Here is a 26,744-nt window from a genome sequence, read left to right on the forward strand (position 1 = left end):
TCTCTTATCTAGCTTAATTGAGGTTATCTTTGCTCATTAGGAAAAGAGTAAGATAACCCACAAAAGTCCAATAGATCTTATTATTCGGGCTATTAAAGAAATTGTTTTGCTTTTAAATTTAGATCTTTTGTCTAGTTACTCTTCTTCATCAGATGCACCGACTTGCTTGAGATGAATATGCTTTCTTCCAAGAGTAATTTCAAATTCATCGCCCGAAGCTAAACCCATTTTTTTAGTATAAGCCGAGCCAATTAAGAGATTACCATTGGATTGAACACTAATCTTATAGCTTGCCGAGCGTCCTCCTCTGCCATTGCCATTGATACTACTATCTAATTCAATGCCTTCTGCATCAATTAAAGCATTGAGAAACTTCATCATATTAACTCGCTCAACACCGTTTTTAGTCACGGTATAGTAACCACAGGCTTTCGCTTTTTTTTCTTTGCTCAAGTTGCCCAGGTCTCTTACTTTTTCCAATAGGTCGAGTCCAGTTAAAGGTTCAGGTTGTGTAATTTTAGCCATTAACGTTTTCATATAGTAATGATCGATTAGATAAACTCAGTAGGTCGTTAGTGAATAAATCTCTACGACAAAAAATGATATAGTTTTGTTAGGCCTATATCTTGAGATGACTAACAACAAGCCAAATAAATTTACTTGTAGTCTCAATTAATATTAATACATTATTTTCCATCAATAAAGCAAAAAATTTTTGATAATTTACAAATGTTTGGCTTTTCGTCTTCTTAAGGGTTAGTCAATGAGATGAGATCTGTATCCTTTAATAGTAAATGTAATAAATGAAGCTAACAACTCGCGGTCACTATAGCGTAAAAGCGTTGTTGGATCTGACACTACAACCTAATTATCAACCCACCTCAGTTAAAGCGATCGCATCTCGACAAGAGATCCCCGCACCCTATTTAGAAAAGCTTTTAATTGAACTTCGTAAAGCTGGGTTAGTCAAGTCAGTTCGTGGGTCACAAGGTGGCTACCAATTAGCGCGTAAACCGAGTCAAATATCGCTTGGACAAATTCTTGATGCTGTCGGAGAAACGGTTAGTCCTTTACCCCGTTATTATCCTGATATTGGACAAGCAGAAGATTGGGTTACATTTAGTCTTTGGAAACGACTTCATCAGAAACTAAAAGAGGCACTTTATAATATTACTTTAGCGGATCTTTATTACGATGCTCGTAGCTGGGAAGCTGCTACTGGTGGGGAATCCAGCTTTATAGTTTAAAGGAAAAAAAAGATATGACTTTTTCTGAAAAATATGTGACTTATGAGGGAGGATGTCATTGTGGAGCGATTCGGTTTTGTGTGATGGTAAAAGAGCATCTAGCTGTAGATTGTAACTGCACAATTTGTCGGAAAAAAGGTTTTATTCATCTCATTGTACCCCCTGAGCAATTTACCCTATTAAAAGGGGCAGATTCTTTATCTACTTATACCTTCAATACTCAAGTAGCCAAACATCATTTCTGTCGTATTTGTGGGATACATCCTTTTTATCAACCGCGCTCTCATCCTAATTTTATTGATGTCAATGTACGTTGTTTAGATGATGATGTTTTATCTAATTTTGAAATTAGGGCGTTTGACGGTGCAAACTGGGAAGAAAATATACATAAGCTTCAAAAATAGTTTTGCTACATGACAGGGATACTCGAAGCTTTATTACACCACGATGGAAAATTTTACCAAACAGTAATCATTTTAGTTTTGGCTGCTCTTTTAGATTATCTCATCGGTGATCCTCGTGATTGGTTACATCCTGTACAAGTGATTGGCTGGGTAATTTCTGGCTTAACTCAAAGCCTCATTAAGACTACTGAAAAAAAATATTTACGCCGTATAGCGGGTATTACGATCACAGTAATTATATTGATTAGTAATTGTGTACTTGGTTGGTTAATTCCTTGGCTATTGATCAAAGTCCATCCTTTACTCGGAATGACTAGCCAAATTATTCTCCTAGCGAGTTGTTTTGCAGCACGTAGTCTTAGAAATGCCACAGTTGATGTTTTAACACCTTTAGACAAAGGACAAATTAAATTAGCCAGAGAAAAACTTAGTCAGTATGTAGGTAGAGATACTGAAGAATTATCTGAAACAGAAATCAAAAGAGCGATTTTTGAAACGGTTACAGAAAATGCAGTTGATGGAGTAACGGCACCGTTATTCTATGCGATCGTTGGTGCTTTGATTCCGAGTTGTGGTAGTGTTCCTCTAGCTTTAGCTTATAAGGCACTTAGTACGCTTGATTCAATGATTGGCTATCAAAAAGAACCTTTTACGGATATCGGGTGGTTTAGTGCTGTCTCAGAAGACTATGTGACTTGGTTACCCTGTCGTCTGACAGTTTTAACTTTAGCAATACTTTCAGGAAGACCAAAACAGGTATTAAAAATTTGTTGGCGAGATGCCCCTAAAGATCCTAGTCCTAATTCAGGTTGGAGTGAATGTATTTATGCGGCGATTTTGGGAGTACAAGTTGGTGGAATAAATACATACAAAAATACTATTAAAGAAAAACCCTTGCTTGGTGATCCCATTCAACCGATTACATCTGAGATTATAAATCAAGCATTAAGATTAACCCGTATTTGTTTTCTGTTGTGGTTAGCGGTGGGTGTAATGCTAATTCTGCTAGTTTCTTAAATTTACCGTGAACTATCTGATTACTTATTTAATAACATTGTTTTCACTCCCGAAAGAGAGGTTAGACAGACTAGAGGATGTTGTATCTTCTGCCTATTTCAGAGAAAATAGAGCAAAATTAAGTTTTGTAACACGACTATAAAAAGCGAGGACTAAAAATGTATATCGTTCACATCGCCTCAGAATGTGCGCCAGTGATTAAAGCAGGAGGTTTAGGGGATGTTGTCTATGGTTTGAGTCGAGAACTCGAAATTAGGGGAAATTGCGTCGAACTGATTTTACCGATGTATGATTGTATGCGCTATGACCATATCTGGGGCTTGCATGATGCTTATCGTGATCTGATGGTACCTTGGTATGATGCGACGATCAATTGTTCGGTTTACTGCGGTTGGGTACACGGTAGACTTTGTTTCTTTATTAAACCGAATTCTTGGGATCAGTTTTTTGATCGTGGGTGTTATTACGGATGTTCTGATGATGATCTACGATTTGCGTTTTTTTGTAAAGCAGCCTTAGAATTTTTGCTAAAAAGTAATAAGCGTCCAGATGTTATTCATTGTCATGACTGGCAAACGGGTTTAGTTCCAGTCTTGCTGTTTGAAATTTATCAACATCATGGAATGTTGAATCAGCGAGTAGTCTACACCATCCACAATTTTAAACATCAAGGCGTTACAGGAAATGAAACCTTAATTGCTACTGGACTTAAGCAATTTTCCTATTATTATAATTATGCTCGTCTGCGAGATAATTTTAATCCCTTTGCTATCAATATGATGAAGGGGGGGATCGTTTATTCTAACTATATCACGACCGTATCGCCTCATCATGCTTGGGAAGCGCGTCACATGGATGTAAGTTACGGATTAGGTCATACTTTGCATTTACATCAATCTAAGTTTGGTGGTATTCTCAATGGAATTGATTACGGTGTGTGGAATCCTGAAGATGATCGCTATGTTCCCTATCCTTTTGGAACGGATTCTTTTGCCGAGAAAGCCAAAAATAAAAAAGCTTTGCGAGAAAGACTTTTATTAAAGGATAATGATAAACCGATCGTTTGTTTTATTGGGCGTTTAGACGAGCAAAAAGGCGTTGATTTAGTCCATCATGCTATTTATTATTCTCTAAGTAGGGATACACAGTTTGTTCTTTTAGGTGCAGCTACAGAAAAAAGGATTGATGATCATTTCCGACATGAGAAGAATTTCCTAAATGATAATCCTGACTGTCATTTAGAATTAGGGTTTAATGAAGAACTTGCTCATTTAATCTATGCAGGTGCGGATATTATTGTTGTACCGAGTAATTTTGAACCCTGTGGACTAACACAAATGATCGGTTTAAGATATGGTACTATACCTGTTGTCCGAGGGGTTGGTGGATTAGTTAATACGGTGTTTGACTGGGATTATGAGCAGAATTTACCACCCGAAAAACGCAACGGTTTTGTTTTCTATCAAATGGATTATGGTGCGTTAGAATCTGCGTTAGGTCGTGCTATTGATTTGTATACACAAAATCCCCAAGTCTTTAAACAGTTAGCAATACAAGGAATGGAATATGATTATTCTTGGAATCATCCTGGTGAGCAATACGTCGAGTTATATGATTTAGTTCGACACAAATAAAAAGAATTTGGCGACCAAACCCATACCATAATATATGTTCCATCCGTAGGGGCTTGGTCTCCAAGCCCAGAAAACGAATTAATCTTAATAATAATTCCCGACTTTGCGATGATGGACGGCTGTTAAACCTTCTGGGTTAGAAACGCGACCATTTGTAACTTTGCCATAGACTAGCCAATGATCACTACATTCCATACGGCTAACAACTTCACATTCTAAATATGCAAGGGCATCACTTAGAATAGGTGAACCATTAACCGCAGCTTGTGTTTTAACACCAGCAAAACGATCTTCACCTGGAGAGAACCGTTTAAGGAAGTGTTTCATTAAAGGTTGATAGTTTCCCTCTTCTAAAATATTTAATACAAATGTATCATGCACTTGTAAAAGAGACTCGATTGCGCGATCTTTAGCTACAGCAACGGTAAACCCTGGGGGATCAAAGCTTGCTTGTGTTACCCAAGAGGCGATCATTGCCCCTGATAATTCTCCTTTTTTAGCAGTTATGAGATACAAACCACCGCTAATACGCCCCATTGCTTTATCTAAGTCGGTGTCTTGTAATTTCCGTTGCTTGACTTTTTTGTCTTGGGTTAGGGTTTGCCCTAAGTCGGTTCCAGACTCTTCACAAAGTTGATAAACTGCTTCAGTGGGAGCTTCTGATAAACGGATCGGCTTAAAAGCTTGAACTAAGCCATTATCGATAAACTTACGCTGTAGTGGAAAAATGGGTTCATCATCACCCCCAAATGATTCAAACATCCCGATATACTGTTTATCGTGGATTGCGGCAAGGATTGTATTTAGATTTGTGGTAATTTCTTTTTGAGTAGGAGGCATTCCCAGAATAATTCCTTCACTTCTACCAACTAATTCTCGCACTTCTTGAGGATCTGCTGATTTAAGATCCATCATTTCCACAGCGACACCTGTTTTAGTCAATCCTTTGGTGATAGCTTGGGAAAGACGATCGCTATATCCATAATCTGACACATAAAACACCGCAACGGTTTTTTCACCTTTACTCTGTTCTTGACTCCAATGACGATAGCGTCTGAGGAGTTCATGTAGATTATATTTGAGTAAGGGGCCATGACCATTAGCAATCATGTTAATTACGCCTAGTGCTTCCATACGTTTCATTGCTGATAAGACAGAACGCGCATTAGGAGCCATTAAGCACTCATAATAAAAGTAATAATCTTCTTCGATGGCTTTTAAATCTTCATCAAATAAGTGATCGGAACAGTAGTGCATTCCAAAGGCATCACAAGTAAATAGAATACCGCTACCGTGATCATAGGAAAAGATTGTATCAGGCCAATGTAGGTTAGGAGCATTCACAAATTCTAAAACATGACCGTTACCGAGGTCGAGGCGATCGCCATTTTTGACGATTTCGCGTTTAAAAGGTTGATGGACAAAACCTTCTAAGAACTGTATCGCAACTTTTGCTGCGACTACGGTAATTTGAGGAGCCAATTGTAAGATATCTTGGACTAAACCACTATGATCGGGTTCCGTGTGGCTAATAATCAGGTAATCTATCTGTGTTGGGTCGATTAGTCCAGTAAGCGTATCTATATATAGTTGACGGAATTTAGCATGAGAGGTATCAACGAGAGCAATTTTTTCACCTCGAATCAGGTAAGAATTATAAGTTGTCCCATTTTGTAAACCGAATTCAATATCAAAGCGATCACGATCCCAGTCTAAGGAACGAATCGCTGTAATATCATCTGATAGATTAGCGGTTTGTATGGTTAGGCGTTTTTCAGTTTTGATAGGTGTTGCGACCATTTACCCCTCTTTGATTACAATTCTTTACTTTTATTGTGACACGCGGAAGGTCTATGCTGCTAAAAGAGAATCTTATAGTTAGTCTAAGGTTTGCTTAATGATCTAATCAAGAGTCACTCCTGATTGCTTTTCGATTGCTTTGGAGTGCTAATAGGAATCACTTTACCTTTATTGGTAGGAACAATTGTAGTTCGTTTTGTTTCAGAGTTATAAAGTTTTAGGTGAGAACCACTTTGAGAAATTTCAATAAATTCATTTTCTTTAAGTTGTTTGATGACTTTTCTAGCAGTCAAACGAGGAGATTTAGAAGACATATTTTTTAAATGCTCAGACTTACCATTTCTAGAGAATGATTCATTTTGACTAAATCATTAGGAATTGGCTCTAATAAAAGATGAATTGCTTCTTTAAGATTATCAATTGCTTCTTTTTTAGTTTCTCCACAGGATGATATAAAATTTAATTCAGGACAAGTTGCGGACAAGGACTGAGCTTTATTGTCGTATTCTAAAATTACTTTAATTTGCATAATTAATTTTGTAATTTATTTAACACTAGATTAACTAAATTTTATTGTAACTCTATTTATGTTTATGTTTAATTCTGAAATTTTACAATCAATTATTGAGACTCTAGATAAATTGCGCCAATTGGTACAAATCGATGTTCAAGAAAATTGGTATTATTTAGACCAAGATTCATTAATAGATGAGATTGATTTAAAGAAAGCAAAACCCGTTCAACTCAATGATAAAAGATATATTACTTGGTCATCGGGTCGTCAAGTCCAATGGTTAATTCAAAAAATGAGATTTCCATCTAATCTAAAAAATTATCCATTACAACATCTTACCGCAAGACTTATTTTAACTTGGTGGGCTGAAGATGCCAAAATTTATATTAATGGAAAATTAGTTCAAGAAGGAGATTTATTTGATTCGACAACTCGATTACTCCTAACAACTGATGTTCTTCCAGAACAAGAAATCATTATAGCCTTACGTTTAGTGAGTCCTATTCATGACATTGGGGCGTTAATGCGTTCTATATTAATTTTTGAAAAACCAGATTTTATCGATCCTGCTTTTGTCGCTGATGAGTTAACTATTTTACACAATTATTTCAAAATTTTTGAACCTGAAAAACTAGAAAATTTGTCTATAGTATTAAATCAACTTAATTGGAATACTGTAGCAGAACAAGAACAGTTTAATCAGATTTTACTAAAAATAAGAGAACAATTACAACCTTTAGCTGATTCAATTAAAGAAAGACAATTTCATCTATTAGGTCATGCACATTTGGATTTAGCGTGGTTATGGCCAATCCAAGAAACTTGGGAAGTCGCTCAAAAGACATTTAATTCTGTTTTAAATTTGCAAAAAGATTTTATTGACCTTAAATTTGGTCATTCTAGCCCTGTTTTGTATGAATGGATTGAAAAAAATCGTTATGAGCTATTTAAACAAATTCAAGAAGCATATAAAGCTAAATCGTGGGAACTTTTGGGGGGAATGTGGGTAGAACCAGAAGTTAATTTAATTTCGGGAGAATCATTAGTACGTCAGTTACTTTATGGACAAAATTATTTTAAAGAAAAATTTGGCACAATAACAAAAGTAGCTTGGTTACCTGATACATTTGGTTTTCCTTGGCAACTTCCCCAAATTTTTAAACAAGCAGGAATTGAATATTTTGTTACAGGTAAATTGCATTGGAACGATACGACAAAGTTTCCTCACAGTGTATTTTGGTGGCAGTCTCCTGATGGAACACAATTATTATCTTTGATGTCTCCTCCCAATGTTGCGGGAGTAATGGATACAAACCCAATTGTGATGACAAATTATGCTATTAGTTGGGAACAACAAACAGGTTTAAAAGATGCGTTTTGGTTGCCTGGTGTGGGTGATCATGGTGGTGGCCCAACACGTGATATGTTAGAAGTACAACAACGCTTCTCAAGTTCACCTTTTTTTCCTCAAATTGGTTTCACAACAGCAGAAGAATATTTATCTAATTTACCAACGGAAAATTTACCTGTTTGGAATGATGAATTATATTTAGAATTCCATCGAGGCTGTTATACAACCCATGCTGACCAAAAATATTATAATCGTTACTGTGAAGGATTGTTATATCAAGCTGAATTGTGGTCTAGTTTAGCGAGTATTGCTTTAAAATTACCCTATCCTAAAACTGCTTTAACTGATGCTTGGAAAAAAGTATTATTCAATCAATTTCATGATATCTTACCTGGTACTTCGATTCCTGAAGTGTTTGAAGAAGCAAATCAACAATGGAACGAAGTTATTGAAATAGGAGAAGAAATTTTAGAAAGTTGTTTACAGTTTATAGCATCTCAGATTATTCTTCCTAATCCTCCTTATACAGATGCCAAACCTATGGTTATTTTTAATTCTTTAAACTGGATAATAACAGAAGTTGTTGGTCTTGATATTGCTTCAGAAAACTGGGATGTTTATGATGTGGAAGGGAATCAAATTTCTAGTCAAATTACCTTAGATAATCAATTACTGTTTTTAGCTGAAAATGTACCCTCTATCGGATATCGTTTATTTTGGTTGTGTCCGAGTGAAAGGATTGAACAAAAGTTAAGAACTCCATCAGAATTTATTTTAGAAAATGATTATCTTCGAGTAATAGTTAATCCAGAAACGGGAGATTTAGATAGTATTTTTGATAAGATTCAACAAAAAGAAATATTAAAGGGGGCAGGAAATCAATTACAAGCTTTTCAAGATAAAGGACAATATTGGGATGCGTGGAATATCGATCCAAATTATCAAAATTATCCTTTACCTGCCAGTCGATTAAAATCAATTGATTATTTATATTATGGTTTAATCCAATCTCGAATTAGAGTAATTAGGCTCATAGGTAGTTCGGAATTTATTCAAGACTATATATTACAAGTTAATTCACCTATTTTAAAAATTAAAACAACAGTTAACTGGAAAGAAGAATATATTTTAGTTAAAGCTGCTTTTCCATTAAACTTAGAAAGTGATGTTGTTACTTATGAAATTGCTTGCGGTACAATTGAACGTTTAACTCGTTCTGAAACTGAAGCAGAAAAAGCAAAATGGGAAGTTTTTGGACATCGTTGGGCTGATTTAACGGATGTTAATCAAAATTATGGAGTAAGCATTTTAAATGATTGTAAATATGGTTATGATAGCCAACCCAATCAAATTCGTTTAACCTTATTAAGAAGTTCAAAATGGCCAGATGAAAAAGCAGATTTAGGAAAACATTCTTTTACTTATGCGATTTATCCTCATATTGGAAATTGGCAAGAAGCAAAAACAGTTATTCGCGGTTATGAGTTAAATATTCATCCAAAGGTAATTTTACCTTCATTATCTGAATTCAAGAATAAAGATAATGGCAAATTTCCTCATACTAGCTGTTGGTTAAATTTAGGCTCAGACTCAGATCATTTAATTTTAATGGCATTGAAACAAGCAGAAAATGATGAAAATAAATGGATAGTTAGATGTTATGAAACTGAAGGAGAAACAACAAAATTAGAATTAAATGGTGAATTAAACTTAAAGTTATCATTTTCTGTTAATCTCTTGGAAGAAAATATAGATAATAATCATTTAATAATTCATCCTTGGAAAATTGTTAGTTACTTTATTGAAAAATGAAATTATAAGTTAAAGTAAAATCTAACTCTAAACAACAAAGAATTGAAGAACTAGCAGATGGCAACTTAGTTATTTTATTGAAATTGCCGCCTGTTGATGGAAAAGCTAACCAAGAATTGATACAACTTTTAACCAAAAAATATCAAGTTGCTAAATCTAAAATAATAATTAAGACTGGAACAACAGCCAAAATTAAATTAATTAAAATCCAAATCGACGAAAATTAATTAAATATTTAGGTATAGAATAAAAATAAGCTTCATCCTGCCGAAATCATTACTTATGGCTGCTAAAACGACAAAAGAACCGATATTAATTCTCAAAAATGTGGGAAAAGCATATGAACAGCCCAACCGACAACTAATTAGTATTATAGATAACATTAATCTAGAATTACGCCAAGGTGAAATAGTCGCTTTATTCTTTTAGTCATTGTCAGAACTGCTTCTCATTTTGTTGGCAAATATGATCCAGATTTTTCAATTTCTACAGATCTTAGTCAGCTACCGAGTTATACGCTACAAACTTTGATTAGAATGATAGCAGCTTATTGTCTATCTTTGGTTTTTACCTTAATTTATGCCTATTCTGCCTATCATTCTTCAATGGCTGCTAAGATTTTATTACCTTTATTAGATATCTTACAATCAATTCCAGTTTTATCTTTTTTACCAGGTGTCGTTTTAGCCTTAATTGCCGTTTTTCCTGAGCAACGAATTGGAATAGAATTAGCGGCTATTTTGCTGATTTTTACGGGAATGGTCTGGAATATGACTTTTAGCTTTTATCAATCTCTGATGAGTATTCCTGAAGAATTAATAGAAGCAGCGAAAACCTATCGTTTAAACTTTTGGCAACAATTCTGGACGCTAGAATTACCTTCAGGGGTTATCGGTTTAATTTGGAATAGTGTCATGTCAGTCGCGGGTGGCTGGTTTTTTCTAATTGCCATAGAATCATTTACATTAGGGGCTAAAGATTTTAGGCTACCAGGTCTGGGATCATTTTTAGGAATTGCTGCCAGTGAGGGTAATTTTCCTGCTATTTTGTGGGGATTAGTCGTGTTAATTGGTGTTATCATTATCATTGATTTTTTGATTTGGCAGCCTTTGATTGCATGGTCAGAAAAGTTTAAATTTGAAACGGTAGATGCTCAAAATGAACCCGAATCTTTTATTTTAGATTTTATACGACGATCACCAACTCTTCGTTTAATTAGCGATCGTTTTCTTAAACCATTTTCTCAAAGTTTCGATCAAAACCTTACCAAATCATTAACGACGAATCCTAAAACCCTGAACTCACGCCATTCATCCGATATTGGTAAATGGGTAGAACGAATTTTTGTCGATGGGTTTGCTTTTATCGTTTTGTGGGGAACTTGGGAAGCGGTTTTATTATTACAAACATTAGGCTGGGAAAGTTGGCAAAAAATCATTACAGGGGCAATCTTTACCACCTTACGAGTGATTTTTGCTTTAACTTTATCTTTATTATGGACAGTACCCGTAGGGGTGGCAATTGGTCGAAATCCTCATTTAGCAAAAATTTTACAGCCTATTGTACAAATTGCAGCATCTGTCCCCGCTACAGCCTTATTTCCCGTGTTATTGCTCTATTTAGCCAAATTAGGTGGCGGTTTACAAATTGGTTCAGTCGCACTGATGATGTTAGGTACGATGTGGTACATTCTATTTAACGTCATTGCTGGAGCGCAATCGATTCCTTCCGATTTATTTGAAGCAGCTAAGGTTTATCGTCTTTCTTTAATTCAACGTTGGCAAACTGTTATTTTACTTGGTATTTTTCCCTATTTAGTCACAGGAATCATTACCGCAGTCGGTGGGGCGTGGAATGCGAGTATTGTGAGTGAATATGTTCATTTTCAGGGTAAAATCTTAACTACGACTGGTTTAGGTTCAACAATTTCTGAAGCAACTGCACAGGGAAATTATGCTTTACTTCTCGCCGCTACCGCAGTAATGTCACTATTAGTCGTTTTAACCAATCGTTTTGTCTGGCGTAGACTATACAAATTAGCACAAGAAAAATATCGTCTATTATAAGGTAATTTTTAAACTTAGTGAAGGTCAAAGGCTAGGCTATCATAACCTAAGTTTTTGAGTTGGTTACATTTTTGTCATGGAAAAAAATATAGAAAAATTTAAGGTCGAAAACCACTAAAATCCCTAAAAGGGGGATTGCATCTTTGCTAATTTCATATCTACTATCAAATAGAACACTTTAAGTCTATCTTTAGCACTACATCAACTTCAGGTTTTAGGAGAAGGCTTGTAGATGAGTAATCCTTTTATTTTCACCCCAATATCAAGCCAAGTCATTCCGTCCTATCTAGCCCTGCATATTCCTGATGGCTTCTTAAATTTACCCGTGAGTCTTGTAACTTGGGTAATTGCGATCGCGCTGATTACAGTAGCATTAGGAAAAGTTCAAGACCAATACAAGGAAAGAACTGTGCCTCTAATGGGTGTTTGTGCAGCGTTTATTTTTGCGGCACAGATGATCAATTTTCCCATTCCAGGAGGAACATCAGGACATCTTTTAGGGGGAACTTTAGCAGGTGTTTTATTAGGGCCTTGGGCGGGAACTTTAGTAATGTCCGTCGTTTTTATTGTTCAAAGCGTTCTCTTTCAAGATGGTGGTTTAACGGTTTTGGGCGCGAATATCTTTAAATGGGTCTAATTGGCACTTTTGGCGGCTATTATCTCTATAAAGCTCTTCGGAAAGCTCTAGGTTTTCAGACTTTGCGAGGAATGACAATTGCCGTTGCGATCGCTGCTTGGGTTAGTGTAGTCGTTGCTGCGTTTATTTGCGCCATCCAACTAGCCCTATCAGGTACTGTTCCTTTCAATGTTGCCATCACTGCAATGTTATCATGGCACTTTTTAATCGGGATCGGTGAAGCTGTAATTACTGCATTAGCTGTTACTTATATTTGGCGAACACGTCCTGATCTAATTTATGATCCCCCGCGTCGCTCTACTTTTAATTCAACTGGTTCTTATATTTCACGTTAATTGAGGTTCAATTCTTATGCGAAATCGCGCATTTATTTTCACAGGTTTAGCCATTGCTTTAGTTATTGGTGTTTTCTTGTCTCCTTTTGCTAGTTCTGATCCAGATGGTTTAGATCGCGTCTCAGAAGATTTAAAATTTACAGATAAAGAAGATCCAGAAGCCCCCGCCTCTAAGTTACCCTTTGCTAACATTTTTGATGGCTACGCCCTCAAAGGGGTTCCTGAAGGCGTTGCTACTCCGTTAGCGGGCTTAGTCGGAACGCTTGCTACTTTTGGTATTGCTTGGGGTATTGGACAACTCGCGGTACGTCGTTCAAATCCATCTGATTCCTCTAATCCTCCTTTAGAATAAGCTGATGCTATTACATATTGGCGCATTTAGGTTAGATGTTGATAGTCAACGTCTAACGCTATGGCATCATCTCGCTCCGCGTACCCGTGTTTTTTGTGCCTTTTTCTTTGTTTTTGCTAACGCTCTAACTCCTAATGAACAATGGTGGACATGGGCGATTTATGGTTTTAGTCTGGTAATCTTAATTTTTTTAAGTCAGGTTACTTTCCTAGTATTGTTGCGTCGTGTCGCTATCGAATTGACTTTTATTAGTACAGTTTTACTCGGAACGCTATTTCGAGATGGAGGAACAGTTCTTTGGTCTTGGGGTTGGTTACAAATCACAACGGCAGGGTTAAATATATTAGGAAGTGTTGCCCTTAAAGCGTTTTTGTCACTTCTGATGTTGAATATCCTGATTTTGACGACTTCTATTCCTTCGCTATTACACGCTTTAGCAGATTTAAAAGTCCCTCCGCTTTTAGTTGCAATTTTATCTTCAATGTATCGTTATATTGCGGTTTTGATTGATGAGTTTGACTCGATGCGTCGCGCTGCACTCTCTAGAAATTTGATGGCAAGCAAACAATGGCAACGTTTAGTTATCGGAAATATGATCGGTTCGTTATTTATTCGGACTTATGAACGTGGCGATCGCATTCATCAGGCGATGTTATCACGTGGCTATACGGGTTTACTTCCTGTCACTCAAGATTATAAAATGGGGAAGATTGATTATTTGTCAATTGTTTTAACATTTCTTATTGTTTTGCTAGGACAGTTTATTTACTTACGTTAACTCTTAATGCACCATAATCCGATTGATATTGCAGATCTCTTTTATACCTATCCCGATGGCACACAAGCCCTTAAAGGAATTAGTTTATCGATTCGATCAACCGAGCGTGTAGCATTAGTAGGGGCTAATGGTTCGGGTAAATCGACTCTTTTACAGCACCTAAACGGGATTTTACTCCCCCAAGAGGGAACTATCCAAGTCGGACAATATCCAGTGAGGGCAGAATATTTAAAAGATGTTCGGAATTTCGTCGGATTAGTGTTCCAAAATCCTGATGATCAATTGTTTATGCCGACGGTGTGGGAAGATATTACCTTTGGCCCCATGAATCAGGGCATGAGAGGGGATGATTTAAGCCATCGTTGTTATCATGCCATGCACGCGGTTGGAATTGATCCCGATGTTTATCGTCATCGTAATAGTAACAATTTATCTGGTGGGGAAAAAAAACGAGTTGCGATCGCAGGTGTGCTTGCCATGCAGCCTCAAGTACTTGTTTTTGATGAACCCACCGCCCAACTCGATCCCCGTTCCCGTCGTCAATTAATCCAACTGATGCAAACATTACCCCAAACCCAAATCATTGCCACACATGATCTAGATATGGCTTTAGATTTGTGCGATCGTACTATTATTCTCAGTCGGGGTCAAGTCGTCGAAGATGGGCCAACCGAACAAGTTTTGAGTAATCCTGAATTTCTCGAACAACACTATCTAGAAACGCCTCTTTCTTATAGCCGTCCCTATTGCCTAGTAAAAGATGCACCCTTAGTCAATCTCCACCATTGATTAGCTTAACTCCATCTCTCTCGAATCGCTTGTAAAATATCTTGCAAGCGTTCTCATAGTTCAATAGCTTTGTGCATAATCTTATTACGGTAAGCTTCTTTTAAGCTATTGTTAGTGAAAACACATACTTCAAAACTTAACAAATCTCGTAAATCCATCCTAAAGCCGCTTAAATCTAACAGGGTTTTATCTGACTGTAAATCAACTAAAAAATCAAATTCATTATTTTTTCTTCCTCCTTCATCTTCAGTTAAAGAAAAAATTCTAATGTTTGATATCCCATACTGAGCAGCTAAATCTAAAATTTCTGGTTTATGAAATTGAATAGCCGCTAAACGACTCCGAAAAATAACTGATTGATCTTGATTTTGGGTTAAATGCTCTAAATGCTTTGAGAGAAATAACTGTTCCTCAAATGACAACTGTTTAATTTCTTCTAGGATAGAGTTTAAAACTGGGCTATTCATTATTAATTCTTATTTTTGTGGCGTTATCTATTTCCCAATGTTAGCACTCTTATTTAAGTCAGCCTCTTAACCGTGTTTCCTGTATAAATTTATACCCGACTAAATTTATCGGATATGTTTGACTAATTTTTTGAGGGTGTGATAGGATTCATTCAACAAGTTGACGGAAAGCATAGAGAGAAAAACGATGACCCAGGCGACCAATACTTTAACTTCTACTTTTACCCCCACTTTTACAAAACTGATTTCTAAAGAAGGTGGTAAGGAATATCCCCTCAAAGCAATAAATATCTGTGAAGAAACCTTTGCACCGTTAGAAGTTGCCTACGACTATGATTTAATTCGTCGTTTAGTGAGTCGGGAAAGTATTCAAGCAGGGCCAAACTCTATTTGGCGTTATCGCGCTTTCTTACCCGTAGAAAGTGAAAATCCGATTGATGTCGGTACGGGGATGACTCCTTTAGTCAAATCAAATCGTTTAGCGCGTCGTCTGGGCTTAAAAAATCTCTATATTAAAAATGATGCCGTCAATATGCCCACCTTAAGCTTTAAGGATCGGGTTGTTTCTGTTGCGTTGACTCGCGCTAGAGAACTTGGGTTTACCACTGTATCTTGTGCTAGTACAGGAAACTTAGCTAATTCTACCGCAGCGATCGCGGCCCATGCTGGTTTAGATTGTTGTGTGTTTATTCCCGCAGATTTAGAAGCGGGTAAAATCTTAGGTACCTTAATCTACAATCCTACCGTGATGGCAGTTAAAGGAAACTACGATCAAGTCAATCGTCTCTGTTGCGAAGTGGCTAATACACATGAATGGGGATTTGTCAATATCAATTTACGGGCTTATTATTCTGAAGGTTCAAAAACATTAGGTTTTGAAGTTGCTGAACAACTTGGCTGGAAACTGCCTGATCATATTGTTGCTCCTTTAGCCTCTGGTTCACTTTTTACCAAAATTCATAAAGGCTTCCAAGAATTTGTTAAAGTTGGTTTAGTTGAAGATAAACCCGTTCGTTTCAGTGGCGCACAAGCAGAAGGATGTTCACCCATTGCCCAAGCATTCCGTGAAGGACGTGACTTTATTTCACCCGTCAAACCCAATACAGTCGCTAAATCGATCGCTATTGGTAACCCTGCAGATGGTGTGTATGCCTTAGATATTGCTAGAAAAACAGGTGGTAATATCGAATCTGTGACCGATAAGGAAATTATTGAAGGAATTAAACTACTAGCGGAAACTGAAGGGATTTTTACCGAAACCGCAGGTGGAACAACGATCGCAGTTCTTAAAAAATTGGTTGAAGATAAAAAAATTGATCCCGATGAAACCACCGTTGTTTATATCACTGGAAACGGTTTAAAAACCCAAGAAGCAGTACAAGGTTATATCGGTGAACCCCTACTTATTGAACCCAAATTAGACAGCTTTGAGCGTGCTTTAGAACGTTCTCGCACTCTAGAAAGACTTGAATGGCAACAAGTTTTAGTCTAATTCTTGAATAAATTGTTTTTGGTCATTAGATGTTTGATGCCTGTTTAATTTGTACACCTAAGAGCAAAGTTAACGAAAGATGTCTGTAAAAGTTCTCATTCCCACCCCTTTACAAAAATTTACCAACGATCAAGCCACTATTGAATGTACAGCGACCACAGTCGGTAGTTTGATTGATTCTTTAGAACAAAATTGCCCAGGTATTAAGGCGCGTTTGTGTGATGAAGAAGGGAAACCCCGGCGTTTTCTCAACTTTTATGTCAATAGTGAAGATATTCGCTTTCTAGAAGGTGTTGATACACCCTTAGCTGATGGTGATGAAGTCAGTATCGTTCCTGCTGTTGCGGGCGGTTAATCATCTTTTTATCCAATTGGGAGACTTTTTTAAAATGAAGTTTGCTAATTTGTTTTTAGCCATAGCCGTAGTGTCTGCCTTTTTCGGGTTTGTCACTACTGTCAAAGCAGATACTATAAAAGCTCGTTGTGATGTCTATCCAAAAGGAGAAGACCGCGCTACCTCTTCGGGTTTGTGTACTTTTTCGCAACGGCAAGGTGCAGTTAGTATCCAACTGGAAAATGGCCAATGCTATGACCTTCTCCCTGTGGGTGATAGACTAGGGAATTATCAAGATCAAAATGGTCGTCCCGCCTATCGTCAAGCTGGACTAAGCGACAACGGACAAATTTATCGCCTCGCCAATGAATCTATCTATGTTTATTGGGATACCGAACCCTATAGACAAAATTAAGGAAATGTATCAAAACGTCACCTTATAAAGCCTATATGGTTAAAAGTTCAATCATCAGTTTTATCAATTAGTCAAAGATTTACTAGACACGTAGGATTAATATGATTGCTGCACAATAAAATGTAATCATATCAATACTAAGTTAGGTCAAAGAATGAAACCGCAAGGATGGGATGAATTTCTCAAACAAATTACTCAAAATTATGAACTGCATGGAAAATTAAAAGAAATTTTCCTCGTTCGTTTCGCCTACGAAAATTGGCGTAAGTCTGATAAAGAAATTTGGGAACTTGCAGAAGCGGCGAGTCATGAAACATACAAAAAACAAATGACCGAGGTTTACAAGTATTTTTCTGGTGATAAACCCAATGGATGTCCTGAACTTGAAATCAGCAGTAAAGGCCCAGGTAAATTTCAAATTTTGCGAGAATGGCTTAGAGATATCAAGTATGTTGAGTGGCGACAAGCAGGAACCATTGATGCAAAGCATTTGAATTTAGCTTTGCCTAATTCAAATCATACGACAATTTATATCGAAAGACCTCCTATTGAAACAGATTGTTTTCAAGAAATTCATAAGTCTGGGGCATTACTTCGCATCAAAGCCCCAGAGAAAATGGGTAAAACAACGCTGATTAAAAAAATTCTCAGTTATAGTGAAGCATCTAATTTTCATACCGTTTATCTCAATTTGCAAGTTGCTGAAGGTGCAATGTTTGTTACATTAGACAAATTTTTGCGTTGGTTTTGTGCCAATATTACGCGAGAACTTCGTTTAAAACCAGAATTAGATGAATATTGGGACGAAGACTTATTTGGAAGTTTAGTCAGTTGTCAAACTTATTTTCAAAACTATTTATTAGAGCAACTCGAAGAGCCTTTAGTTTTGGGAATAGATAACTTACATCGTGTCTTTGAATATCCTGAAATTGCTAAAGATTTTTTACCAATGTTGCGTCATTGGCATGAAGAAGCGAAAAATGTAGAGATTTGGCAAAAACTCCGTTTAGTTTTAGCCAATTCGACAGAAGCCTATATCCAGTTAGATGTCAATCAATCCCCGTTTAATGTGGGGAGACAGGTTAAATTACCGGGCTTTAATCTAGAACAAATGATGCAGTTAGCTCAACAATCTGGCTTAGAACAAAATGAAACAATAAAAGAGTTTGCCAAGTCTTTAATTAAATTAGTTAATGGTCATCCTTATTTAGTCAAGCTGGCTTTTTTTGCTATTCATCAAGACAAATTAGCACCCGAAAAAGTTTTACAGGATGCCGCAACCCAAGGAGGCATTTATGGTTCTTATCTATTACGTCACTGGGAAAACTTACAAAAACAACCCGAATTAGTAACGGCTTTGCAAAAAGTAATCGAAAACCCTACAGGTGTTCAATTAGAACCAATTTTAGCTTATAAATTAGAGGGAATGGGTATAGTGACGATCGCAGGCGATTTAGTTCAGCCCAGTTGCGAGTTATATCGTCTTTATTTCAAAGATCATTTATAGATTAATAAGCTAAAGCTTCTAATGTCTCCCGCAAATAGCTATTGACACGCTCATCTAAATTATTTTCTTGGGTGGACTCATTGCTGATTTGTTCTTCTTGCCAGCGTTTAAAACCTGAACTATCGACGATCGCAGTTTTTAGATTTTCCCAAAGATTCTGATCTTGGTCGAGTGGAAAAGTAGAAGAATGAGTAACATTAGCCATAATTATTACCTAATTATTAAGTTAATACTAAGATAACGCAGTTCCCGACTAAAATTCTGATACTAATTACACCATTGAATCTAAAAAAAGGAATTTTTGAGCAAAATCAGTAATCTTATTAACAAACTTTTCTTATGTCTTCCCTTAGTGTTATTATCCCTGTTTTCAATGAGGCCGAGCAAATCGAAGCAACTGTCTTACCTCTGTTGAAGAATTTAGATATTGAAATCATTATTGTTGATGGGGGAAGTACCGATCAAACGATTGAAATTGCTCAAACTCTTGGTCTGAAAGTCATTGTATCACCTGAAAAAGGTCGCGCTCATCAAATGAATTACGGTGCTAGAGTTGCTACAGGAGAAATTTTCTTATTTCTTCATGCCGATACACGTTTAAGTCAAGGATATCAAAAAGTTATTGAACAAACATTATCCTTGCCAAGAGTGATCGCAGGTGCTTTTGAATTAGCTATTGATGGCGATGAAAACTCACTGAGATGGCTCGAAAAAATGGTCAATTTGCGATCGCGTTTGTTGTCTCTTCCTTATGGAGATCAAGGAATTTTTCTAAAAGCCTCGGTTTTTTATGAAATGGGTGGATTTGCGCCAATCCCCATTATGGAAGATTTTGAGTTGATTCAACGTCTGAAGAAAAAAGGCAAAATCTGGATCGTTCCTCAATCTATTCTGACATCAGGACGACGATGGCAAAAATTAGGAGTTTGGCAAACAACATTAATTAATCAATTGATTATACTGGGTTATTACTTAGGCATTCCACTCCATCAGTTAGAACATTTGTATCGAAAAAAATGAAGAAACAAGACTTTTAAAATGAGGAGTCTGATGATACAGTGGATCAGGCAACGCGAAAAAGGAACAAATACTTATAGTTTTTTCGTCTAGACCGATTGTTTCTCTTGTGTCTTACTAAGGTCTGATTAAAGATAAGCGATCGCATATCCTACTATAAAACTGACATTTGAAAGATGACTTTATTTTGGTTGCCGCTTATCCCTGTTGCGATTACTCAACCTGTAACGGTTAATCCTCCTCAAGATCATCTAGTTGCTCAAGCTTTAAGAACTGATACAACTCAAAAACCTTTAGATCCCGCTTCAGGAGTTGTTGAGCATTATTACGATTTACCCCAAGCGATTCCTGATTTACCGAATAACGTTCCCCCCCTATCGCAACAAGGTGACGCATCACTGCTAAAACTAGATCCGTCGACAAAAACCGTTGTTGATGGTTTAAATCAAGAGGTTTTTCCAGAAAAAAATACGATCGCTAAAATTATTGTCACCGCTAAACAAACTGGAGAAACTCAAGAATATCAAGTCCCATTAATCACTCAAACATCACCAGGAACGATTCGAGATGCAGTACAGAACGATTCAGCAAACGACGAAGTAGTCACGCTGGAATTAACTTCAGACTATCAAGAATATGACGAAGAGCAAAAGGTGATTACAGCGCGGGGCAATGTAACCATGCGCCTATCGAATGGTATTCTGACGGCAGATCGTTTACAAATCAATTTAGTCGAAAAATTAGCCGTAGCTGATGGACAAGTGATTTTAACTAGGGGACAGCAGGTATTACGAGGCGATCGTTTTGAGTATTATTTAGTACAAGATCGGGGTGTGGTTTTTAATGCGAATGGTGAGGTTTATCAACCGACAACCCAAGAAGATTTTGCTACCACTTTACCCAATGATGCAAGTGCGGGTGCGGCATCTTTTCAGGTATTGGGCGATCGCTTATCTTCAAATCAACCTTTAGAACGCGTTACCACCAATGAGGGATATCAATTTGTCTATGGTCGTAGTCCGAACATTGTTGGCCAAAAACCCCTTCAGAATACAACTGGTGGCGCGGTTAACCGACTCCGCTATCAAGCAGAACGTTTAGAGTTTGAGGGTGGGGTCTGGAATGCGACCAATATGAGGATTACCAATGATCCGTTTTCGCCACCTGAATTAGAAATACGCGCTAAAACGGCTACTTTTCGCAATATTGAGCCTCTAGTCGATGAATTGCGCTTAAGTCAATCACGAGTCGTTTTTGATCAACGAGTTGCTGTACCTACTTTTCGCGATCGTCTTCTGTTTGACCGTCGTAATCGTCGCCCCAGTGCCTATACAATTGGTTATGATGGACGCGATCGCGGTGGCTTATTTATTCAGCGTAATTTTGCGATTATTGATACTCCTAGAGTCAGTTTTGATCTCAATCCTCAATATCTAATTCAAAGGGTGATTTCGCCTGATTCATTTCCTGATTCTAATCCCAATAACGAAGATACGGGGCCGTTTGCGCCTTCTGCATTTGGTTTATTAGCTGATTTAAGTGTAGCGATCGCACCACGCACCGAATTTTTAGGCCGTGCTTCTTTATCTAGCTTAGATTTAGACAATTTTGCTGATAATGTGCGCTCTAAAGTGCGTCTTCGTCAAAGGATTGGCGATTTTAATAATCCTTATTTACTGAATATAGAGTATAACTATCGTGAAAGATTGTTTAATGGCTCTTTAGGATTCCAAACGGTTCAACAAAGTTATGGCGCGATTCTACTCTCACCAACGATTTTTTTAGGAAATACGGGCATTAGTCTAAGTTACCAAGCGTCTCTTCAAAATGTTAGTGCAGATACCGATCGTCTTGATTTATTACCTCGTAATTTTACCGATCTAACGATTAATTTGACACGCTTTCAAGGTGCCATTACACTTGGCAAGGGCTTTCTACTTTGGTCTAAACCTCCATTACCACCGACTCGGGATGCTGGTTTAAGATTTACTCCTACTCCAGTTGTTCCTTATGTGCAATTAATTACTGGAGTCACTGGAGTTAGTGGATTTTACAGTAATGGCGATAGTCAATTAACCTTAACAACCAGTGTGGGTTTAGTTGGTCAGTTTGGGTATTTTTCACGAACATTTTTTGACTATACAGGCTTTAATATCATTTACAGTAAAGGATTTTATAACGATTTATCACCGTTTTTGTTTGACCGTTTTGTTGATGATAGTGTTTTATCTTTTGGAATTACGCAACAAATTGTCGGCCCTTTGCGGATTGGCTTTCAAACTTCTTATAACTTAGATAGTGGAAAAGAAATTACCACCGATTATTTTATTGAATGGAGTCGTCGGACTTATAGCCTTCTCCTTCGTTACAATCCTGTGCTGGAATTAGGTTCAATTAATCTTAGAATTAGTGATTTTAACTGGGTTGGTAATCCTGGTTATTTTGAAGATTCTGGAATCCGCCCTGTGATTAATGGAGTAACCCGATAAGTAATGCTTATTACACCGATAAACCATTTATTGTCAATATTTCTTTACAAACTTTAATATTATTGTTACATTATTGTATAGATAGATAATTCGCAACAAGACAGCAGAGTATAAACTGACAAGATTTGTTTCGGTATCTCTCCCATTGACATTGAGTTCTCCTACAACAGCTTTAACCTCTTCTTAAAATAGTAGAGGTTTTTTTGTGTGTTACTTTTGGCTTGATAACGGGAAAGATAAGAGAGAAGACAGCCAATATTTTTTTAACCTTTTAAATGAGTCAATTTTCCTGCTGTCTAGTGGTTAGTCATAACCAATCTTAATTGTCTCTTGGAGCGGAGTTAATTGTGTCAAGCCATAAAATTTTAGTGATTGATGATAGTAAAGTCATCAGAATGCACGTTAAAGATATGTTACCTACGGGTAATTTTGATGTTCTTGAAGCGAAAGACGGTTTAGAAGGATACAATCTAATTCGCTCCGAACAGCCTAACCTAATTATGTTAGATTTTCTCTTACCGAAAATGAGTGGTTGGGAAGTCTATCAAGAAATTCAAAAAGAATATCATTTTAAGTCTATTCCTCTGGTGATGATGTCTGGGCGTAAAGAAGAAGTCGTCGAAAAAATTCCAGAACCTTTTGAATATTTCGCTTTTATTGAAAAACCCTTTGATCAAAACCAGCTTGTAGAAGCCATTAAAGAAGCAATGACGAAGGCGAAAAAACATACAAAACCATATGCAATGGCAGCTTATAGTACACCTGAATCAGATTATGATGATTCGTCATCAGAACTACAAATTTTAAAAGCAAAAGTGACTCAATTAGAGACAGAGATGGCGCAGATGAAAAAACAGATGTCTCAATTAGTCGCTTTCATTAAAAAGAAATTAATGTAAAATCATTGTTCCTAACAAGCTGTAGAGACGTGCCTATGCACGTTTTTTGTTTAATGCAATAGTTACTTTATAAATCTTCAATCTAAAAGAACAGTACTTTGACTCAAAGTGCATCAAGCCTCTGTGTTAGTTAATTCCAGTATAAATAACTAATTTTTAATCGTGATATGATTGCAAATGTATTAGAAATGTTCTATGATTAAATTGCGGATAAATTAAAATCAAAATTATCGTTACCGCCAATGACAGACAATGATGTTGATTAACAAGCTTAATATTTATTCCAAGACAACAACTCTAGCCGAAAGCCAAATCGTACTTAAGCCTTTTATCGACTTGTATTTAGATCTAGCTGGATGGTATGCTTTTGGTCATCATGATCCACAAGCGTTTTTAGATGCCGTTGTTAAGCAACAACCTTTTGAACAATTTTCGACCGCTCAAGTTCAATTAACGTGGGCAATATTTGATGGTAACAACTTTGAAGTGACTGAAGTTCCAAGTAGTGAGTCTATAGCAATCACTCTACTAGAGGACTGGGGCTTATCTTGTTAATAGAAGGGGTATGTCATGTGTCCTTTAGACTAAAATCAGTGACCTACCCATCCTTATTTTTTTCTCCTCATCAATAGAGAATAAGGAATTATCAATATTTGACTTAACTCTTCTCTATCACAATTGTCAACTTAAGCCATACTTTTGAAGACAACCTTGTTTATAATTTTGAACAAGATAGATATTTTTACAGCAATCTTAAGGACAGTATGGCATTACTCACCACAGGAAGATCTTTTATTCGTTCAGTTGAACAAAACGGCGCAGTTGCCATCTATGCCCCCCTAGAGGGTGGTTTTGAGGGACGCTATCAAAGACGCTTAAGAGCTTCGGGTTATGAGATGTTAACCCTTAGTGCCAGAGGTTTAGGAGATTTAGAAGCCTATTTAACAGGTACTCATGGCGTTCGTCCTCCCCATCTTGGTAAAAAAAATATAGCTCAAGAAGGGGCCGTCGGGCTAATTTATTATGTTGCCCCTATAGCAAATTATCCTTTAGAAACTCTTCCCAGCAACGCAAAAGGTTTAGTCATCTGGCTTTTAGAAGGGTTTATTTTGTCACAAACTGAACTTGAGTACCTAGCTAACTTACCAAAACAAAATTCTCGGATTAAAGTGGTAATAGAAATGGGAGGCGAAAGATACTTCCGTTGGCAGCCATTACAAGATGTAATTTTGGCAGCTTAACTAATTAATCTAAAGCTGGAGTGACTTTATGGTACAAAATCGAGACTATACCCTAATTATTGACAAAAGCGGTAGCATGGTCAAAATTGATCAGCTTGGGGGGAAAAGTCGTTGGAAACAGATGCAAGAGTCTACTCTAGCTTTAGCAGGAAAATGTGACATGATCGATCCTAATGGAATTACCGTTTATCTGTTTTCGGGTCGCTTCAAACGCTACGATAATGTTACAGCCTCTAAAGTTGAACAAATTTTTATCGAAAATGAACCGATGGGTTCAACAAATCTGGCGGCTGTATTAGAAGATGCTGTAAATCACTATTTCCAAGAGAAAGCTACTGGGAAAGCTTCGACTGTTGGGGAAACTATTTTAGTTGTAACCGATGGCGAACCAGACGATCGTAAAGCAGTGATGAAAGTTATTATCGATGCTTCACGACGCATGGAAAAAGATGAAGAGTTAGCGATTTCTTTTATTCAAGTTGGACAAGATAGCGATGCAAATCGGTTTTTGCAAGCGTTAGACAATGAATTACAAGGTGTAGGAGCAAAATTTGACATCGTAGACACGATTACAATGGACGATATGGAAAATATGACTCTATCTGAAGTGTTGTTAAGTGCGATCGCAGATTAAATAGGTTTTAATTATGATTCAAAATCGAGACTATACCCTAATTATCGACAAAAGCGGTAGCATGGCGAAAATAGACGATATTGGAGGTAAAAGTCGCTGGAAACAGATGCAAGAATCGACATTAGCTTTAGCCATTAAATGTGAATCACTTGATCCAGATGGAATTACCGTTTATACTTTTTCGGGTCGCTTTAAATGCTACGATAATGTCACTTCGGCAAAAGTTGAACAAATTTTTAGTGAAAATGAACCGATGGGTTCAACAAATTTAGCGGCTGTATTAGAAGATGCAGTTAATTGTTATTTTAAAAATAAGTCCTCATCTGGAGAAACTATTCTTGTAATTACAGATGAAGAACCAGATGACCGTAAAGCGGTGATGAAAGTTATAATAGATGCCTCCCGACGCTTGAATAAAGATGAAGAACTAGCAATCTCTTTTATTCAAGTTGGACGTGATATTGAAGCAACACGTTTTTTAAAAGCTTTAGATGATGACTTACAAAGTGTTGGAGCCAAATTTGATATTGTAGACACTGTTACAGTAGAAGATATGGAAAATATGTCGTTATCAGAAGTTCTACTCAACGCTATTACAGATTAGACAGCAGGAGGGATAACATAATGAGTGAATTAGATGATTTACTCTCTCAACTCAAAGCGGAATATACTAACCAAGAAGAACCGCAGTCTATGACTAAATCTCCTATTATTCCCTCAAAGACGACACCTAAACCAACTTGCTCCTCAGTTGATAACTTATTAACTCAACTTAAAGGAGAAATTAAGGACAATCAACCGCAACCTACTACCTCAAAAAAAACATCCTCGCATAGTCGTTTTACTTCTCCAGTCGAACCAAACCTATTTCAAGAATTGCGTTCTGAGTACCAAGACAAAGACCAAATTGAAGCAGAACGCCAACAGCAGGAAATTAAAGAAAAACAGCGATTAAATGAACAAAGAGACCAAAAAAAACAAAAAGCTCTTAAAGAAAAAGCTCAAAATTGGCTAAAACAGCTAAATTCCAAATCAGATGAAGGAAAATGGTTCGAGGAATTTTCTTACTCCTATGACTCTAAAATTGAAGCAGCAATGCAATATTTAGAAGCCTTGCGTGAAAGCGGCATGAATATTTAAAAAAGTCTAGCAGATTTTAAGGTTTTATGGTATACTAGATAAAGTGAAAAAATAAAAAAATCACGCGGGTGTAGTTTAGTGGTAAAACCTTAGCCTTCCAAGCTAATGATGCGAGTTCGATTCTCGCCACCCGCTTATAAGACATAAAGTCACTAATTATTGGTCGTTCTATTTACAACGAGTAATACGGCACTAGCTTAAGACATTTTTTTGATGAGCTTAACTTTTTTTAGTTTTTGGACAAATTAATGTATAGCACTACAAAGCGTGTTTAGGACAATTATAATCTAGTATGCTCAAAAAAATGGTCAAGACCAAGTAAGAAGTATGCCTAGTGCCGATAGTTACGATCACAGAAAAAAAGCAGTTGAAG

28 protein-coding genes, 1 tRNA gene and 2 pseudogenes are annotated in these 26,744 nt (G+C 36.8%); 25 read left to right on the forward strand and 6 right to left on the reverse strand.

Going from position 1 to position 26,744, the window contains the following annotated elements; genetic code table 11:
* Window positions 1-135: 135 nt before the first annotated feature.
* Window positions 136-525: an AbrB family transcriptional regulator gene (locus CFPU101_RS11515; RefSeq protein ID WP_206815484.1), complete on the reverse strand. Its 390-nt coding sequence runs from the start codon at window positions 523-525 to the stop codon at window positions 136-138.
* A gap of 278 nt (window positions 526-803) precedes the next feature.
* Here CFPU101_RS11515 and CFPU101_RS11520 point away from each other — a divergent pair, with 278 nt between their 5' ends.
* The 4 genes from CFPU101_RS11520 (at window position 804) to glgA (ending at window position 4,302) form a co-directional block, all read left to right on the forward strand.
* Window positions 804-1,247, forward strand: coding sequence for an RrF2 family transcriptional regulator (locus tag CFPU101_RS11520; protein WP_206815485.1), 444 nt, complete (start codon window positions 804-806; stop codon window positions 1,245-1,247).
* A 14-nt stretch (window positions 1,248-1,261) separates the two neighbouring features.
* Window positions 1,262-1,651, forward strand: coding sequence for a GFA family protein (locus CFPU101_RS11525; protein WP_206815486.1), 390 nt, complete (start codon window positions 1,262-1,264; stop codon window positions 1,649-1,651).
* Window positions 1,652-1,660: 9 nt separating this feature from the next.
* Window positions 1,661-2,668 carry an adenosylcobinamide-phosphate synthase CbiB gene (gene cbiB, locus CFPU101_RS11530; RefSeq protein ID WP_206815487.1) on the forward strand — a complete coding sequence of 336 codons (1,008 nt, stop codon included), beginning with the start codon at window positions 1,661-1,663 and terminating at the stop codon, window positions 2,666-2,668.
* A gap of 158 nt (window positions 2,669-2,826) precedes the next feature.
* Window positions 2,827-4,302: a glycogen synthase GlgA gene (gene glgA / locus CFPU101_RS11535; RefSeq protein ID WP_206815488.1), complete on the forward strand. Its 1,476-nt coding sequence runs from the start codon at window positions 2,827-2,829 to the stop codon at window positions 4,300-4,302.
* A gap of 84 nt (window positions 4,303-4,386) precedes the next feature.
* On the opposite strand, the gene CFPU101_RS11540 is transcribed toward glgA, so the two are convergent.
* From CFPU101_RS11540 to CFPU101_RS11550, 3 genes are all read right to left on the reverse strand, one after another.
* Window positions 4,387-6,102, reverse strand: coding sequence for a diflavin flavoprotein (locus CFPU101_RS11540; protein WP_206815489.1), 1,716 nt, complete (start codon window positions 6,100-6,102; stop codon window positions 4,387-4,389).
* A 113-nt stretch (window positions 6,103-6,215) separates the two neighbouring features.
* Complete coding sequence (locus tag CFPU101_RS11545; RefSeq protein WP_242577891.1) at window positions 6,216-6,416, reverse strand: type II toxin-antitoxin system HicA family toxin; 201 nt, start codon at window positions 6,414-6,416, stop codon at window positions 6,216-6,218.
* Window positions 6,417-6,421: 5 nt separating this feature from the next.
* The gene (locus CFPU101_RS11550) at window positions 6,422-6,631 is read right to left on the reverse strand and encodes a type II toxin-antitoxin system HicB family antitoxin (protein ID WP_206815490.1); all 210 of its coding nucleotides are present in this window, start codon (window positions 6,629-6,631) and stop codon (window positions 6,422-6,424) included.
* A gap of 64 nt (window positions 6,632-6,695) precedes the next feature.
* Here CFPU101_RS11550 and CFPU101_RS11555 point away from each other — a divergent pair, with 64 nt between their 5' ends.
* The 8 genes and pseudogenes from CFPU101_RS11555 to CFPU101_RS11590 all read left to right on the forward strand — a co-directional run bounded on the left by CFPU101_RS11555 (window position 6,696) and on the right by CFPU101_RS11590 (window position 14,736).
* Entirely contained in the window at window positions 6,696-9,779 is a 3,084-nt protein-coding gene (locus CFPU101_RS11555; RefSeq protein WP_206815491.1) for an alpha-mannosidase, read from the forward strand.
* Window positions 9,780-9,799: 20 nt separating this feature from the next.
* A pseudogene (locus CFPU101_RS11560) lies at window positions 9,800-10,006 on the forward strand (DUF167 domain-containing protein); the annotation flags it as partial.
* A 55-nt stretch (window positions 10,007-10,061) separates the two neighbouring features.
* On the forward strand, window positions 10,062-10,208 hold the full coding sequence (locus tag CFPU101_RS11565; RefSeq protein ID WP_206815492.1) for a hypothetical protein: 147 nt from the start codon (window positions 10,062-10,064) through the stop codon (window positions 10,206-10,208).
* Window positions 10,209-10,315: 107 nt separating this feature from the next.
* On the forward strand, window positions 10,316-11,845 hold the full coding sequence (locus CFPU101_RS11570) for an ABC transporter permease subunit (RefSeq protein ID WP_242577893.1): 1,530 nt from the start codon (window positions 10,316-10,318) through the stop codon (window positions 11,843-11,845).
* Window positions 11,846-12,077: 232 nt separating this feature from the next.
* Window positions 12,078-12,817, forward strand: a pseudogene (gene cbiM / locus CFPU101_RS11575) (cobalt transporter CbiM).
* A 16-nt stretch (window positions 12,818-12,833) separates the two neighbouring features.
* Window positions 12,834-13,169, forward strand: coding sequence for a PDGLE domain-containing protein (locus CFPU101_RS11580; RefSeq protein WP_206815493.1), 336 nt, complete (start codon window positions 12,834-12,836; stop codon window positions 13,167-13,169).
* A gap of 4 nt (window positions 13,170-13,173) precedes the next feature.
* Window positions 13,174-13,947 (forward strand): cobalt ECF transporter T component CbiQ, encoded by a 774-nt coding sequence (gene cbiQ / locus CFPU101_RS11585; protein WP_206815494.1) that lies wholly within the window; start codon window positions 13,174-13,176, stop codon window positions 13,945-13,947.
* Between the two features lie 6 nt (window positions 13,948-13,953).
* A complete protein-coding gene (locus CFPU101_RS11590) occupies window positions 13,954-14,736 on the forward strand; it encodes an energy-coupling factor ABC transporter ATP-binding protein (RefSeq protein ID WP_206815495.1) in 783 nt (260 codons plus the stop codon).
* 53 nt (window positions 14,737-14,789) lie between these two features.
* Here CFPU101_RS11590 and CFPU101_RS11595 read toward each other — a convergent pair whose 3' ends face one another.
* A complete protein-coding gene (locus CFPU101_RS11595) occupies window positions 14,790-15,203 on the reverse strand; it encodes a nucleotidyltransferase family protein (RefSeq protein ID WP_206815496.1) in 414 nt (137 codons plus the stop codon).
* Window positions 15,204-15,390: 187 nt separating this feature from the next.
* On the opposite strand from CFPU101_RS11595, the gene thrC reads away from it, so the two are divergent.
* From thrC to CFPU101_RS11615, 4 genes are all read left to right on the forward strand, one after another.
* The gene (gene thrC, locus CFPU101_RS11600; RefSeq protein WP_206815497.1) at window positions 15,391-16,695 is read left to right on the forward strand and encodes a threonine synthase; all 1,305 of its coding nucleotides are present in this window, start codon (window positions 15,391-15,393) and stop codon (window positions 16,693-16,695) included.
* A 79-nt stretch (window positions 16,696-16,774) separates the two neighbouring features.
* Entirely contained in the window at window positions 16,775-17,050 is a 276-nt protein-coding gene (locus CFPU101_RS11605) for a MoaD/ThiS family protein (protein ID WP_206815498.1), read from the forward strand.
* 34 nt (window positions 17,051-17,084) lie between these two features.
* The gene (locus CFPU101_RS11610; RefSeq protein WP_206815499.1) at window positions 17,085-17,444 is read left to right on the forward strand and encodes a hypothetical protein; all 360 of its coding nucleotides are present in this window, start codon (window positions 17,085-17,087) and stop codon (window positions 17,442-17,444) included.
* Between the two features lie 154 nt (window positions 17,445-17,598).
* Window positions 17,599-18,951, forward strand: coding sequence for an AAA-like domain-containing protein (locus CFPU101_RS11615; RefSeq protein ID WP_206815500.1), 1,353 nt, complete (start codon window positions 17,599-17,601; stop codon window positions 18,949-18,951).
* Window position 18,952: 1 nt separating this feature from the next.
* Here CFPU101_RS11615 and CFPU101_RS11620 read toward each other — a convergent pair whose 3' ends face one another.
* A complete protein-coding gene (locus CFPU101_RS11620) occupies window positions 18,953-19,156 on the reverse strand; it encodes a hypothetical protein (RefSeq protein WP_206815501.1) in 204 nt (67 codons plus the stop codon).
* Window positions 19,157-19,290: 134 nt separating this feature from the next.
* Between CFPU101_RS11620 and CFPU101_RS11625 the strand changes: the two genes are divergently transcribed.
* The 9 genes from CFPU101_RS11625 (at window position 19,291) to CFPU101_RS11665 (ending at window position 26,506) form a co-directional block, all read left to right on the forward strand.
* Entirely contained in the window at window positions 19,291-19,971 is a 681-nt protein-coding gene (locus CFPU101_RS11625) for a TIGR04283 family arsenosugar biosynthesis glycosyltransferase (RefSeq protein ID WP_206815502.1), read from the forward strand.
* A gap of 173 nt (window positions 19,972-20,144) precedes the next feature.
* Window positions 20,145-22,457: a DUF3769 domain-containing protein gene (locus CFPU101_RS11630; protein WP_206815503.1), complete on the forward strand. Its 2,313-nt coding sequence runs from the start codon at window positions 20,145-20,147 to the stop codon at window positions 22,455-22,457.
* Window positions 22,458-22,804: 347 nt separating this feature from the next.
* On the forward strand, window positions 22,805-23,356 hold the full coding sequence (locus CFPU101_RS11635) for a response regulator (protein ID WP_206815504.1): 552 nt from the start codon (window positions 22,805-22,807) through the stop codon (window positions 23,354-23,356).
* A gap of 252 nt (window positions 23,357-23,608) precedes the next feature.
* Entirely contained in the window at window positions 23,609-23,911 is a 303-nt protein-coding gene (locus CFPU101_RS11640) for a hypothetical protein (RefSeq protein ID WP_206815505.1), read from the forward strand.
* Between the two features lie 209 nt (window positions 23,912-24,120).
* Complete coding sequence (locus CFPU101_RS11645) at window positions 24,121-24,597, forward strand: NAD(P)H-quinone oxidoreductase subunit N (protein ID WP_206815506.1); 477 nt, start codon at window positions 24,121-24,123, stop codon at window positions 24,595-24,597.
* Between the two features lie 28 nt (window positions 24,598-24,625).
* Window positions 24,626-25,231, forward strand: coding sequence for a VWA domain-containing protein (locus tag CFPU101_RS11650; RefSeq protein ID WP_206815507.1), 606 nt, complete (start codon window positions 24,626-24,628; stop codon window positions 25,229-25,231).
* 13 nt (window positions 25,232-25,244) lie between these two features.
* Window positions 25,245-25,835: a VWA domain-containing protein gene (locus tag CFPU101_RS11655; RefSeq protein WP_206815508.1), complete on the forward strand. Its 591-nt coding sequence runs from the start codon at window positions 25,245-25,247 to the stop codon at window positions 25,833-25,835.
* 20 nt (window positions 25,836-25,855) lie between these two features.
* Complete coding sequence (locus tag CFPU101_RS11660; protein ID WP_206815509.1) at window positions 25,856-26,371, forward strand: salt stress protein, Slr1339 family; 516 nt, start codon at window positions 25,856-25,858, stop codon at window positions 26,369-26,371.
* 64 nt (window positions 26,372-26,435) lie between these two features.
* Window positions 26,436-26,506: transfer RNA gene (locus tag CFPU101_RS11665), tRNA-Gly, on the forward strand.
* The last annotated feature ends 238 nt before the right edge of the window (window positions 26,507-26,744 follow it).

The organism is Chroococcus sp. FPU101 (genome assembly GCF_017312365.1).
GTDB lineage: Bacteria > Cyanobacteriota > Cyanobacteriia > Cyanobacteriales > Microcystaceae > Chroococcus.